The organism is Microbulbifer thermotolerans (genome assembly GCF_900112305.1).
Classification (GTDB): domain Bacteria; phylum Pseudomonadota; class Gammaproteobacteria; order Pseudomonadales; family Cellvibrionaceae; genus Microbulbifer; species Microbulbifer thermotolerans.
On record NZ_FOKT01000005.1, the window covers coordinates 26031 to 40070 of the forward strand.

General features: G+C 56.7%; 8 protein-coding genes and 1 pseudogene. 8 read left to right on the forward strand and 1 reads right to left on the reverse strand.

Going from position 1 to position 14040, the window contains the following annotated elements; genetic code table 11:
• Positions 1–45 precede the first annotated feature (45 nt).
• From BM155_RS08975 to BM155_RS17550, 3 genes and pseudogenes are all read left to right on the forward strand, one after another.
• Positions 46–1395 carry an endo-1,4-beta-xylanase gene (locus tag BM155_RS08975; RefSeq protein ID WP_074902657.1) on the forward strand — a complete coding sequence of 450 codons (1350 nt, stop codon included), beginning with the start codon at positions 46–48 and terminating at the stop codon, positions 1393–1395.
• A gap of 143 nt (positions 1396–1538) precedes the next feature.
• Complete coding sequence (locus BM155_RS08990; protein WP_139223199.1) at positions 1539–3422, forward strand: cellulase family glycosylhydrolase; 1884 nt, start codon at positions 1539–1541, stop codon at positions 3420–3422.
• 209 nt (positions 3423–3631) lie between these two features.
• A pseudogene (locus tag BM155_RS17550) lies at positions 3632–3826 on the forward strand (cellulose binding domain-containing protein); the annotation flags it as partial.
• A gap of 11 nt (positions 3827–3837) precedes the next feature.
• On the opposite strand, the gene BM155_RS17695 reads toward BM155_RS17550, so the two are convergent.
• A complete protein-coding gene (locus BM155_RS17695) occupies positions 3838–4206 on the reverse strand; it encodes a hypothetical protein (protein ID WP_302848366.1) in 369 nt (122 codons plus the stop codon).
• Positions 4207–4231: 25 nt separating this feature from the next.
• On the opposite strand from BM155_RS17695, the gene BM155_RS08995 reads away from it, so the two are divergent.
• The 5 genes from BM155_RS08995 to BM155_RS09015 all read left to right on the forward strand — a co-directional run bounded on the left by BM155_RS08995 (position 4232) and on the right by BM155_RS09015 (position 13975).
• The gene (locus BM155_RS08995) at positions 4232–5347 is read left to right on the forward strand and encodes a glycoside hydrolase family 6 protein (protein ID WP_265965759.1); all 1116 of its coding nucleotides are present in this window, start codon (positions 4232–4234) and stop codon (positions 5345–5347) included.
• 53 nt (positions 5348–5400) lie between these two features.
• Positions 5401–6792, forward strand: a complete 1392-nt coding sequence (locus BM155_RS17555; RefSeq protein WP_067155591.1) for a cellulase family glycosylhydrolase — start codon at positions 5401–5403, stop codon at positions 6790–6792.
• A gap of 89 nt (positions 6793–6881) precedes the next feature.
• Positions 6882–9686 carry a glycoside hydrolase family 9 protein gene (locus BM155_RS09005; protein ID WP_067155588.1) on the forward strand — a complete coding sequence of 935 codons (2805 nt, stop codon included), beginning with the start codon at positions 6882–6884 and terminating at the stop codon, positions 9684–9686.
• Positions 9671–11062 (forward strand): methyltransferase family protein, encoded by a 1392-nt coding sequence (locus BM155_RS09010; RefSeq protein WP_067155586.1) that lies wholly within the window; start codon positions 9671–9673, stop codon positions 11060–11062. The genes BM155_RS09005 and BM155_RS09010 overlap by 16 nt, the downstream gene beginning before the upstream one ends.
• A gap of 225 nt (positions 11063–11287) precedes the next feature.
• Positions 11288–13975 carry a cellulose binding domain-containing protein gene (locus BM155_RS09015; RefSeq protein WP_074902664.1) on the forward strand — a complete coding sequence of 896 codons (2688 nt, stop codon included), beginning with the start codon at positions 11288–11290 and terminating at the stop codon, positions 13973–13975.
• Positions 13976–14040 lie beyond the last annotated feature (65 nt).

Consider the following 14040-nt stretch of genomic DNA (forward strand, 5'->3'; position numbering starts at 1 on the left):
AAGTAAACAAAAGCGAAATAATGAGAGAAGCGAAAGGGTGAAATCATGAAAAAGACACTGGCCATAGCCCTGCTAATGGCGCCTCTCGTCGCAGTGGCCCAACTGGCGGACGGGAAAAACAAATTCCTGGGAAATATTTCCCAAAACAACGTGCCTGGCAATTTCGGTAGCTACTGGAATCAGGTCACCCCGGAAAACGCAGGTAAATGGGGATCGGTGGAAGGCAGCCGCGACAGTATGAACTGGAGCGGCCTGGACGCCGCCTACAATTACGCCCGCACAGAGGGGATTCCTATCAAAATGCACACCCTGGTTTGGGGTAATCAGGAACCGGGGTGGGTCAGCGGTTTGAGCCAGCAGCAGCAACTGGAGGAAGTGACCGAGTGGATACAGGCCAGCGGTCAGCGTTACCCTGAAGCGGATATGTGGGATGTGGTCAACGAGCCGTTGCATGCGCCGCCCTCATATGCCAATGCGCTCGGCGGCGCGGGGCAAACCGGCTGGGACTGGGTAATCAAATCCTTTGAGCTGGCACGGCAGCACGTAAACGGTCAGTTGTTAATTAACGAGTACGGTATCGTCAATGACGGTAACGCTACTTCACGTTATCTGGAAATTATCCAGTTACTGCAATCCCGAGGATTGATCGATGGCATCGGGGTGCAGGCACACAGTTTCAACGTGGTTCCCGCTTCGCCGGAAACCATCCGTCAAAACCTCGATCGCCTCGCTGCCACCGGGTTGCCCGTCTATGTGTCCGAGTTGGATATCAATAACCCGGATGATGCCGCGCAGCTGGCGCAGTATCAGCAGAAATTCCCTGTCATGTGGGAGCACCCTGGTGTGGCCGGGGTAACCCTGTGGGGATATATCCAGGGTATCACCTGGCAGTCGGACGCCTGGTTGGTGTCCGCGGATGGCAGCCGCGAACGGCCGGCGTTGACCTGGCTGCGGGAATATCTCGGTGGTGGCAGCTCTTCCAGCAGTAGCTCCTCTTCCAGCAGCAGTAGCTCTTCTTCCAGCAGTAGCTCTTCTTCCAGCAGTAGCTCTTCTTCCAGCAGCAGTAGCTCGTCATCCAGTAGTTCCTCGGGCGGCCCGTCATTGTCCTGTGCTTCGGAAGGTATGGACGACTGGGGTGCCGGCTTTGTCATTAATTACCGGGTGACGAATAACGGCGGTCAGGCGGTGGACAGTTGGGCTGTCCAGCTGGACTTCCCCCATTCTGTAACGATTTCCAACGCGTGGAATATCGATTTACCAGTTACCAGTGGCAGCCAGTTGTTAGGTGGCAACGTTGGGTACAACGGCAATTTGCCCCCGGGCGGCAGTGCGACTTTCGGCATGCAGGGTGGGCCAGGAAATGTGGGTATACCGGAGTGCACCGCTGCGCAGTGATAGAGGAATAACCATAAGGTGCGGCTTTTTCAAGCTGCTTAAAAAATAGCGCACCCAGAAACAGGAGTAGTTCGGTAAAACCCAAATTACCGAGCCAGGGAAGGTACAACGCAATATTTAATTTCTCGATAAGGGAGAGAACCATGTATCGGTTATGTAAATCCAGTGCCCTGATGGGGTTACTGTGTCTCGGAGTCGCCGACGCCTATGCGGCTGAGGCAAATATGAATATCGTCAATGACTGGGGATCAGGATTTCAGGGGGAAATCACCGTAATCAACGATGAGTCTACCACCTTGTCGGACTGGACCGTCGAATTTGATATGGCGGTAGACATTGGTAATTTGTGGAATGGTGTTATTTTATCTCATGTGGGTAACCACTATGTAGTGGGGGCAGCGGATTACAATTCCGAAATTGCGCCGGGCGGTCAGATAAGCATTGGCTTTATCGGTGCACCGGGCAATGCGTCGCCGGTTCCGGTCATCGTCAACGGTGATGGAGGCAGTTCCTCCTCCAGTTCATCCAGCTCCTCGAGCTCGTCTAGCTCTTCGAGTTCCAGCAGCTCAAGTTCTTCCAGCTCCAGTTCTTCCAGCTCCAGTTCTTCCAGCAGTTCCTCCAGCGGCGGTGTGGTATTCCGCGTGGATGAGACCGGCAATATCACCAAGAACGGTGAAGTATTCCCGGTGCGCTGTGGTTCCTGGTTCGGCCTGGAGGGCCGGCACGAGCCTTCCGATGAGCCCGTAAACCCGAGCGGTGCGCCCATGGAACTCTATATCGGTAACACCGTCTGGGCGAACAATAATCAGGGCACTGGCCGCACCATTCAGCAGACCATGAGCGAGATCACCGCCATGGGAATCAATGTGGTGCGCCTCCCTGTTGCCCCGCAGACCTTGGATCCGAACGATCCGCAGGGCAAAGCTCCCTATCTGAAAAACCACGAATCTGTGCGGGTGCCCAACGCGCGTCAGGCGCTGGAAGAATTTATTGTCGCCGCGGATCAGAACAATATCGAGGTAATGCTCGATGTGCACTCCTGCTCCAACTATGTGGGCTGGCGTGCCGGCCGTTTTGATGCCCGTCCGCCCTATGTGGACGCCGATCGCGAAAACTACGATTACCCCCGCGAGGACAGCTCCTGTGCGGCTACCGGTAATCCGGACAGCGTGACCCGCATCCAGCCTTACGACAAGGAGGCGTGGCTCAATACGCTGCGCGAACTGGCCGGTATGGATCAGGCGCTGGGTGTGGACAACATTATCGGTATCGACATCTTCAACGAACCCTGGGATTACACCTGGGAAGAGTGGAAGACCCATATCGAAGACGCCTATGCAGCTATTGACTCAGTGAACCCCAACCTGCTGTTGTTTGTGCAGGGTGTTTCGGCCACCGCCAATAACCAGGACGGTACCCCGGAAACTTTCGTCGAGGTACCACACGGGGATGAGTTCACCGTGCCCAACTGGGGAGAAAACCTCTTCGAGGCCGGTGACAACCCGCCGGATATTCCCAAGGAGCGGCTGGTATATTCACCGCACACCTATGGCCCCTCTGTGTACGTACAGAAGATGTTTATGGACCCGGCACAGCCCGAGTGTGCGGATCTGGAAGGGGATGCCGCCGGTGATGCCGACTGTAATATCGTGATCAACCCGGAGATTTTGCGCTCCAGCTGGGAGGAGCACTTCGGCTACCTGCGCGATCTGGGTTACGCCGTGGTGGTGGGCGAGTTCGGCGGCAACCTGGACTGGCCCAACAAAGCTGCGTTGCGCGACCAAAACCGCTGGGATCACATCCAGCCGGGTATTGTTGATGGCCAGTGGCAGGAAGCCTTTGTGAATTACATGGCCGAAAAAAATATCCAGGGCTGTTACTGGTCCATCAACCCCGAATCCGGTGACACCGGGGGCTGGTACGGTCATGCCTATGACCCGATTAGCAACACTGCTGGTTGGGGTGAGTGGCTCGACTTCGATCAGCGCAAGACCAACCTCCTCAATATCCTGTGGGGAAATCAATAAAGCGATAAGGATTCCCGGAACAGGCATCCGAGTGCCGAGCTTACGCTCGGCATTCTCTGGCCACAGGCCGGTGTTGTTCCGGGGATTTTTCCAAACATCCGATTCGCAATTTGCGCTAAGAGGAAAACATGTATCGATTATTTAAGCGAAGCGTATCGCTTCTGGGCCTATGCTTGGCGGCGCCCAGTGTTTATGCCGCCCAGGCTTCAATGAATATCGTCAACGATTGGGGCAGCGGCTTGCAGGCGGAAGTTGTCGTGGTCAACGATGAGTCTTCGGCGACCAGCGGCTGGACCGTGGAATTCGATATGCCGGTGGATATCGGGAACCTGTGGAACGGTGTTATTGTTTCCCACGTTGGCGATCGTTATGTGGTGGAAGCCGCTGATTACAATGGTGCCATTGCTCCCGGTGGTCAGGTGAGTTTTGGATTTGTTGCGGCGCCGGGCAATATAGCTGCGGTACCGGTGACGGTGGAATTTGAATATGGGGATGGCGGAAGTTCCAGTTCTTCGAGCAGCTCTTCCAGTTCATCCAGTAGCTCTTCCAGTTCATCCAGTAGCTCTTCCAGTTCATCCAGTAGCTCTTCCAGCTCCAGCTCCAGCTCTTCCAGCAGTTCGTCCAGTTCGAGTTCGTCCAGTAGCTCTTCCAGTTCATCGAGCAGTTCCAGTTCGTCCAGCTCTTCCGGCGGCCGTCTGGATAATCCATTCGCCGCTTCCAGCAGCTGGTACGTAAATCCGGAGTGGTCGGCCAATGCGTCGTCGGAGCCGGGCGGCAGTGCCATCGCCAACTACAGTACCGCAGTATGGATGGATCGTATCGCAGCTATCACAGAAGGCGTGGGACTGCGCGGCCACCTCGACCAAGCACTGGCCAATGGCAACGATCTGTTTACTTTTGTGGTTTACAACCTGCCGAACCGCGATTGCGCGGCGCTGGCTTCCAACGGTGAGTTGTTGATTTCCGAGAATGGATTCGAGCGTTACAAACTGGAATACATCGATCCGATCGTGGAGATACTCTCCGATCCCGCCTACGCGGATATCAATATTGTCGCTGTTATCGAAGTGGATTCACTGCCGAACTTGGTGACCAACCTGAGTACGCCGGAGTGTCAGGAGGCCAATGGTCCGGGAGGTTACCGCGACGGTATTCGCTACGCGTTAAATCAGCTCTCCACATTGCCTAATGTCTATTCCTATGTCGATATTGGTAATTCCGGATGGCTCGGCTGGAGCAGCAACTTTGGTCCAGCAGTATCTTTGATTGGTGATCTGATTGAAACCACCGACAAGGGCTGGAACAGTGTGGCAGGTTTCGTCAGCAACACCTCCAATTACGCACCGGTTGAGGAGCCTTTCCTGCCTGATCCCACTTTGACTGTAGGTGGCCAGCCAATCCGCTCTGCGGATTTTTACGAGTGGAACGATTATCTCGAGGAGCTGGATTTCGTTCAGGACTGGCGCCAGGCGATGATCGACCGCGGTGCGCCTGAAACGATCGGTATGCTGATTGACACCGGCCGTAATGGCTGGGGTGGCCCGGACCGACCCACTGGCGTGTCCGCCAGCCTGGATGTGAACACTTACGTGAACGAATCACGTATCGACCGGCGCGAACATCGCGGCAATTGGTGCAACCAGCCCGGCGGTGTCGGCTTCCGGCCTCAGGCCAATCCGCACCCGGGTGTGGACGCCTATGTATGGGTCAAACCACCGGGTGAGTCTGATGGTATCGCGGATCCGAATTTCGAACAGGACCCGAACGATCCCAACAAGAAACATGATCCCATGTGCGACCCGAATGCATCCAACCGCTACGACGGCAGTGTGAGCACGGGTGCATTGCCCAATGCGCCTCATGCGGGCGGCTGGTTCCCGGAGGGCTTCCAGGTATTGCTGGAAAACGCCTATCCACCGCTTTAACCGCTTTGCCCCCTCCACGCGTTTGTGGAGGGGGTCTGCAGCAAGGGTGAAAAATGAAAAAGTTATCTCAATGCATAGCTGCGGCGGGCTTGTTGCTGGCGGCCAACAGTTGGGCGGGTTTCTCCATTGAGAACGGTCAGCTGCTGGATGCCAATGGTGAGCCTTTCGTGATGCGCGGCGTCAACCATGCCCATACCTGGTACAGGGACAAGACACCACAGGCCCTGGCAGACATCGCAGCCACTGGCGCCAACGCCGTGCGTGTCGTGCTGGCCACCGGGGGGCGCTGGAGCCGCAATGACGGTGCCGACGTGGCCGATGTAATTGCCCGTTGTAAATCCCTTTCACTCATCTGTGTACTGGAAGTACACGATGCCACCGGCTGGGGAGAAGACGGTGCGGCTATTCATATTTCGGAGGCGGCACAGTACTGGATAAGTCCGGATATTCGTGCGGCGATTGAAGGGCAGGAAGATTACATCCTGATCAATATCGCCAACGAACCCTTCGGTAATACGGTGTCGGAAAGTGCCTACGTGGAGGATACCAGTGCCGCTATTCAGACTCTGCGTGAAGCGGGTCTGACGCATACTCTCGTTGTCGATGCGGCCAACTGGGGACAGGACTGGCAGGGCTATTTGCGGGACAACGCCGCGCAGATATTTGCCGCCGACCCCTTGGCCAATACGCTTTTCTCCGTGCATATGTATCAGGTCTATCCGGACCGCGGCACGGTGGCGGACTATATGCAGGCCTTTGAGGATATGCAGCTGCCGCTGATGGTGGGCGAATTCGCGTATGAACACCAGGGACAGCCTGTGGACGAAGACGCGATACTCGCGGAAGCCGAGGCGCGCGGCATCGGCTACCTGGGTTGGTCCTGGTCCGGCAATACGGAACCCTACCTGGATATGACGGTTAACTGGGACCCCAATAACTTGTCTGAATGGGGGCAGCGGTTAATTCACGGGGAAAATGGTATTGCGCAAACCGCGCGTTGCGCCAGCGTATTTCCCGCTTGCGGCGGTACTTCTTCCAGCAGCAGTTCCAGCTCTTCCGGAAGCAGTTCGTCGTCCAGCTCCAGCAGCTCTTCCAGTTCCAGTAGTTCTTCCAGCTCCAGTAGTTCGTCGTCCTCTGGTGGCAGCGGCGCTCTCACGTGCACTGCCGGCAGTGTAAACGACTGGGGTGAGGGCTTTGTGCTGAATAACTTCACCGTCACCAACAATGGTACCGGCGCGGTGGATGGATGGACGGTGCAGCTGCAGTTTGAGCAGCCGGTGGATATCAGCAACGCATGGGGTATAGCGCTGCAAAACAGTAGTGGCTCGGAGCTCATTGGCGGCAATGCCGGTTACAACGGTAGCTTGCAACCGGGCGAGAGCGCGGTGTTCGGAATGCAGGGCGCCCCCGGTGATCTCGGTGCAGTGATTTGTTCCGCCCAGTAAACATATCTTGATCGGATGTCTGTTTAGCGATTCTTTCTCTCTTAGTGAGAAGGAAAAATAGGCATCACTAACAAAAAAAAGAGGATGTTATGAAGTCTACGAAGTATTTAATGAAACCACTGTGCGCCATCATTGCCGGCGCGACACTGGCGGTCGATGCCATTGCCGCGCCCAATTACGGCGAAGCGCTGCAAAAGTCCATTTACTTTTATGAGGCGCAGCAATCCGGTCCCATTCCCGACTGGAACCGCAATGAATGGCGCGGTGATTCCGGCATGACCGACGGTGCTGACAACAATGTGGATTTGCTGGGCGGTTGGTACGATGCCGGCGACCATGTGAAGTTCGGATTTCCCATGGCGTCGAGTGCCACCATGTTGGCCTGGGGGGTGGTGGAAAACCGCGAGGCCTATGAGCAAACCGGCCAGTTGCAGCACATGATGAACAACCTGCGCTTCGTGGCTGATTACTTCGTTAAGGCGCATACAGCCCCGAACGAATTCTGGGGGCAGGTTGGTAACGGCGGCCTGGACCACGGTTGGTGGGGTTCGGCGGAAGTGATGCCCATGGAGCGCCCATCTTATAAGATCGATGCCAATTGCCCGGGCTCCGATCTGGCCGGGGAGACAGCCGCGGCACTGGCTGCCATTTCCATGGTGTTTGAATCCACCGACGCTGCGTACGCGGCCAACTTGCTGGAGCACGCCAAGCAGCTGTACAGCTTTGCCGACAACTACCGGGGCAAATACACCGATTGCATCACCGATGCGGCCAGCTATTACAACTCCTGGAGCGGATACAACGACGAACTTGTTTGGGGCGCCGCTTGGCTCTATCGCGCCACTGGTGAACAGAGCTATCTGGATAAGGCGGTCAGCTACTACGACAATCTGTCCACCGAACCGCAGCAGCCCATCAAATCCTATCGTTGGACCCATGCCTGGGACGACAAGAGTTACGGCAGCTATGTGCTGATGGCCAAACTCACCGGAGACGATCAGTACCGCGCCGACGCCGAGCGTTGGCTGGATTACTGGAGCACCGGCTACGAGGGCAACCGGGTTACCTACACCCCCGGTGGTCTCGCCCATTTGGATCAGTGGGGCGCGGCCCGCTACGCTGCCAATACCGCATTTATCGCGCTGATTTATTCCGATTACCTGCAGTCTGCGGATCCGGGCAATTCCCGTGCGCAGGACTATTACAATTTTGCTGTAGGGCAGATGGAATACCTGCTGGGCGACAACCCGATGAATATGAGTTATCAGATCGGATACGGCAGCGTCTATCCCACCTCGCCCCACCACCGTACGGCCCACGGCTCTTGGAATGATAGCCTGCAAGACCCGGTAGAGAACCGCCACACGCTGGTAGGCGCCCTGGTGGGTGGCCCGGACACCAGTGATAACTTCGTCAACGACCGCGGCGACTATGTGCTGAACGAAGTGGCCACTGATTACAACGCTGGTTTCACCGGAGCGCTCGCGCGCCTGTGGCTCGATTTCGGCGGCAATCCGATTCCCGATAGCCAGTTCCCGGCGCCGGAAACCCGTGACGTAGAGCTGTTTGTAGACGCCAAACTCAATTCCAGCAGTGCGCGTCACACAGAGATCAGCTCCTATGTACACAACCGCACTGCATGGCCGGCGCGGCTTACTGACAATCTGAGTCTGCGTTACTGGATCGATATTTCCGAGCTGGTGGATGCAGGCTATGGCCCCGAAGATTTGGTTCTTTCCAGCGGCTACAACCAGGGCAGTGGTTTTACTGGCCCGCACCCCTGGGGCGATCCTGCAGACAATATCTACTATGTGGAAGTTTCCTTTGCTGGAGTAGATATTTATCCCGGTGGTCAGTCCGCCTCGAAAAAGGAAACTCAGTATCGCATCGGCGCACCTGAGGGCGCACCCTGGGATCCCGAGAACGATCCTTCATGGGATGGATACAACAGCACCCGTAAAGAAGCGCCGCTGATTGCCCTCTACGATGACGGTGAATTGGTGTGGGGCCAGGAACCCGGTGGTGGTTGCGGCGGTGACACCGGCGTTAACTGTGCGCCTTCTGCAGACAGTCAAAATCTGTCCACGCCTTACGAAACATCCCTGTCCGTCACCCTGAGCGGCAGCGACAGCGACGGTAGCATTGCCGCTTACACCGTGGTGAACGGTCCGGCCAACGGCACCCTGGAAGGCAGTGGCGCCAGCCGACTGTACACACCGGCGGCGGGCTTCTTCGGTACCGACAGCTTTACCTTTACCGTGACCGACAACGACGGCGCAACTTCCCAGCCGGCCACCATTTCCATTGAGGTGGAAGCGCCGGAAATTCCCGCTGTCAATATCACCAGTCCCGTGGATGGTGCCCGCTTCGCACCGGGTGCGGATGTCCGGGTGCAGTACAACCTGCAAAACGCCGAGGGCGTTAATCTCTATCTGGACGGCACCCTGGTTGCCACTGGCAGCGGCTCCGGAACTCTCACCGTACAGGCTCCGGATGAGATCGGCTTCTACATGTTGAAACTTGTCGCGACGCAGGACGGCGAAGAGTTGAGTGCGAGCGACAGTGTCACCTTTGAAGTGGCTGAGGCGCCAGCGGGCAGCCTAGGTTGTACCGTTGGGCAAATGGATGACTGGGGCGCGGGATTTGTGCTTAACAATATCACTGTGACCAACGAGGGCAGCGAGCCTGTGGATGGTTGGACCGTGCTGCTGGATTTCGGGCAGGAGGTGACGATTGGGAACCACTGGAACGCCAGTTTGTCCTCCACGTCCGGTAGCCAGCTGAGTGCCAGCAACGTCAGCTACAACGGCAGCCTGCAGCCGGGCCAGAGTGCCACCTTCGGTATGCAGGGCACCCCCGGTAACCTCGGAGCCGTCACATGCACGGCGCAGTAGCCACTGCCGATGCCCGCGCCCGCGTTGTCAGCGGAGCGCGGAGCTGGATCACCGACCGCGCCTGGATTTCCGGCGCGGCCGGTGCCTTAGCAGTGCTCCTTTGCGCGGCTTGGTACAACGCCCATCAGGTATTGAGCAAAGGGCTTTCCATCGGTGGTTGGCAGATTACTGACAACCGCCTGGACAGTATTCTGGCGGCGCTGGTTTTCAGCGCCGCTGTTATGCTGTTGGTGGAATTGCTGCGCCTGCGATTGTGGCACGGGTCCGATTTTTTTCGCCTGGACCCAAAATTGCGGCACGGCTACTGGCTCGTGTTTGCTCTGCACAGCGTGCTTTACTACCTGACCTATTTGGGCCTGTTGGCCCTGGTAATCTTTTTCTTTCACAGCGCTGGTGAATACGGCTTTGCGCGCAACCACCCCTACTATCAGCCCTGGTTCCGCCTATTGGATTTGGCGTGGGTCGCCTGGCTCTGGGGTGGTTTGCCCTATGTGATACTCACTCGGGCTTTAAAGCATTCCAAGGCGGCGGACAAGCTGGATTTGGCACACAGCTGTATCAAGGCAATGCGGTTTTTGGCCGGCCGACGGCCAAAATTCGAAGAGGCAGATAGGAAAAACCTGCGCGCCTTATTGGTGAAGCTTTTCTTTGCGCCGTTGATGACGGTGTTTTTTGCCGACCAGTTTCCCCACCTGGTGAACAATGTCGGTTATATGTTTGATGGCCTCCCCGCGGCGATTGCGGAAAACCGCTACAGTCACAGGCAATTCAACCTGGATTTTTTCAATATTACTGTAGCACTGGTATTTTCCATTGACGTCGCTCTGGCCTGGTGCGGTTATATGGTCTCCAGTCGCTGGTTTGATAACCAGACGGTGTCTGCGGAACCCACTTTGCTCGGCTGGGTGGTATGCCTGTTGTGCTACCCGCCGTTCCAGATGTTCCTCGGGCTCTACTACGCTGCGCCCGGAGAGCGCGAAGTGCTGCAGCTGGGTTCGCCCTGGTTGGTGACCTTGTTTACCGCGATGATGTTGGCCAGCTATCTGATCTATGTGGCTGCCACCGTCCATTTCGGCGTGCGCTTTTCCAACCTGACACATCGCGGAATCATCCGCACCGGTCTCTACAGCCTTGTGCGTCACCCCGCCTATGCGGCAAAAAACTTTGCCTGGTGGTGTGTGATGTTTCCGGTCATTTTGTTCCAGGGATTCCACGGCAGTTGGCAGTTGGCTCTGGGGCATACGCTCGGCCTGCTTCTGATGACATGGATCTACTACTGGCGGGCGATTACGGAAGAGCGGCATTTAAGTATGGATGCGGACTACCGGGAGTATTGCCGTCAGGTGCGTTATCGATTCGTGCCAGGCATCTGGTAAGACTCGCCGACGAGCCGGGTTCAGGCGGAATTGACTGGGCCCGAGCTCCCCAGTAAGCCGAGAGGTATCTTCACCGCCATAAGCGGATTAATCAGCAGTTCTTTTGCCGTAAATAGTCATATAAATCATAAATTTTCGCAGTTGCAGTGCGCTCCGTGGAAGCGCACTGCAGACGTATCCCGCCTCCACGGATTTATCTCTCAAAAAGGACGAGGAAAATCAGCGATGAACTTGCGAAAACTATCTGCGGGAGTGGCTTCGGGACTCTTGACCTTGGGGCTGGTGTCATCCGCATGGGCTGTGCCCAGCGAACAATATAGATGGGGTAATGTGCGCATCGACGGCGGTGGTTTTGTGCCGGGAATTATTTTCAATCGCACCGAACCGAATCTGATTTATGCGCGCACGGATATCGGCGGTGCCTACCGCTGGGATAAGCATGCGGAGACGTGGATTCCACTGCTGGATTGGGTCGGTTGGGAAAAGTGGGGTTGGAACGGTGTTTTGAGTCTTGCCACCGACCCGGTGGATCCGGATCGCGTTTACGCCGCACTGGGGATGTACACTAATGGCTGGGACCCAAACAATGGCGCTATCGCCCGCTCCACCGACCGCGGTGCAACCTGGCAGGTGACCGAGCTGCCTTTCCATATCGGCGGCAATATGCCCGGCCGCGGCATGGGCGAGCGGCTGGCAATAGACCCCAACGACAACAGCACCATTTATTTCGGTGCGGAAGGGGGCAATGGCCTCTGGCGCAGTACCGATTTCGGGGTGACCTGGTCGGAGGTGAGCAATTTCCCCAATCCCGGCACCTACGCCCAGGACCCCGATGACCCCAATAACTACTTAAATCAGTTGCAGGGAGTAGTCTGGGTCACCTTCGATTCCTCTTCGGGCACCCATGGAATGGGTTCTGAAGTTATTTATGTGGGGGTGGCCGATCTCAACGAATCCCTCTACCGCTCCACAGATGGCGGTGCCACCTGGGAAGCCATACCAGGCGCACCCACAGGTTATATACCTCACAAGGGCGTATACGACGAAGTCAACGGCGTGCTCTATGTTGCCACCAGCGATACCGGGGGACCCTATGACGGCGGCAGTGGCGCCGTGTGGAAATTCAATGCGCAAACCGAAACCTGGACCGATATCACTCCGGTCAGCGGCGACGATCTTTACTATGGTTTTTCCGGTCTGACTATCGATCGCAGTCAGCCGAACACCATTATGGTGGCCTCTCAGATCTCCTGGTGGCCGGACACTATCATGTTCCGCTCCACTGACGGCGGCGCCAGCTGGACGCGCATATGGGATTGGAATGGCTATCCCAACCGCAGCAAGCGCTACGAAATGGATATCCGCAGTGTACCGTGGCTCAGTTTCGGTGCCCAACCACAGCCGCCGGAGGAAGCCCCAAAACTGGGTTGGATGAATGAATCGGTGGAAATCGATCCACACAATTCCAACCGCTTTATGTACGGCACCGGCGCTACCATATACGGCGCCACTAATCTCACCAACTGGGATAGTGGTGGTGTTGTTACCATTCGGCCCATGGTTCGCGGGCTGGAGGAAACTGCAGTACTGGATCTGGCCAGCCCGCCTTCAGGTAGTGCACATATATTTTCTGCCCTCGGCGATATCGGTGGGTTTAAGCACGAAAACCTTCATTTGGTTCCGGAATTGATGTACCAGCAGCCCAACCTTACTAGCACCAGAAGTATCGACTTTGCCGAGCTGGACCCCAGCATTATGGTGCGCGTGGGTGACTCCGACACAGCCCATATCGGTGTCTCCAGCTCCGCTGGGGACAGCTGGTGGCAGCCTCAGGAGCCGGCCGGTGTAACGGGCGGTGGGAGTGTCGCTATGGGTGCAGATGGCGGCACAATCGTATGGAGTCCTCAGGGGGCCCCTGTGCATTATTCCACTACCCTGGGCAGCGACTGGAGCCAATCCGAGGGCCTACCGCAGGGTGCGCGGGTAGAGAGTGATAGGGTCAACCCGCAAAAGTTTTATGGCTTCAAAGACGGTACTTTTTATATATCTACCGATGGTGGCGCCAGTTTCGCAGCTACCGTCAGCGGTTTGCCGCAATCAGCAAGATTCCTCGCCGCACCAGGGCGGGAAGGGCATATCTGGTTAGCGGGTGGCGGCATCGACGGCGCCGTAAGCGGACTTTGGCGCTCCACGGATTCCGGTGCCAGCTTCGACAAATTTGCCAACGTGGAAAAAGGCATCAATATTGGTCTGGGCGCACCGGCACCGGGCGCCGATTATCAGGCTCTCTATCTCGTCGGTACCATAGACGGCGTTACCGGTGTATTCCGCTCCACCGACCAGGGTGCAGGTTGGGTGCGTATCAACGATGACAAACACCAATACGGTAATATGGGCGAAGCCATCACCGGCGATCCGCGCATCTATGGCCGCGTATACCTGGGGACCAATGGCCGCGGTTTGTTGTACGCCGATCCGGTGGACAACTCCAGTTCATCGAGCAGTTCCAGCTCATCGAGCAGTTCCAGTTCGTCGGCTAGTTCCAGCTCCTCGAGCTCCTCAAGTAGTTCAAGCTCTTCAAGTGGCTCCAGTTCCTCGTCATCCTCGAGTTCCGGCGGCGGGGTGGTGTGCACCGTGGAATCGCGGGACGACTGGGGGGGCGGTTTTGTACAAAACTTCACTGTCACCAATAGTGGTGGCCAAGCGCTTAACGGTTGGGCGGTGCAAATGGATTTCGGGCAGGAGGTAACCATCAGCAATGCCTGGGGAATCAACCTCAGCACCTCAAGCGGCGGCCTGATCTCCGGTACTAACGTGGACTACAACGGCAACTTGCAGCCGGGTGCCAGCGCCAGTTTCGGTATGCAGGGTGAACCCGGTAATCTACAAGCCGTAACCTGCCAGGTGCAGTGAAGTCCGCCCTGCAGGGTAAACTTTATATGGCCGGCAAATCGCCGGCCATATTTAATTTTCCGGCC

Excerpts from the sequence above, each read along its gene's own strand:
- BM155_RS09005 (WP_067155588.1), top strand. The coding sequence starts at position 6,882 with ATGAAGTCTACGAAGTATTTAATGAAACCACTGTGCGCCATCATTGCC.
- BM155_RS09010 (WP_067155586.1), top strand. The coding sequence starts at position 9,671 with ATGCACGGCGCAGTAGCCACTGCCGATGCCCGCGCCCGCGTTGTCAGC.
- BM155_RS08975 (WP_074902657.1), top strand. The coding sequence starts at position 46 with ATGAAAAAGACACTGGCCATAGCCCTGCTAATGGCGCCTCTCGTCGCA.
- BM155_RS17695 (WP_302848366.1), bottom strand. The coding sequence starts at position 4,206 with ATGGCACTGCCGCCCGGCTCCGACGACGCATTGGCCGACCACTCCGGA.
- BM155_RS08995 (WP_265965759.1), top strand. The coding sequence starts at position 4,232 with ATGGATCGTATCGCAGCTATCACAGAAGGCGTGGGACTGCGCGGCCAC.
- BM155_RS08990 (WP_139223199.1), top strand. The coding sequence starts at position 1,539 with ATGTATCGGTTATGTAAATCCAGTGCCCTGATGGGGTTACTGTGTCTC.
- BM155_RS17555 (WP_067155591.1), top strand. The coding sequence starts at position 5,401 with ATGAAAAAGTTATCTCAATGCATAGCTGCGGCGGGCTTGTTGCTGGCG.
- BM155_RS09015 (WP_074902664.1), top strand. The coding sequence starts at position 11,288 with ATGAACTTGCGAAAACTATCTGCGGGAGTGGCTTCGGGACTCTTGACC.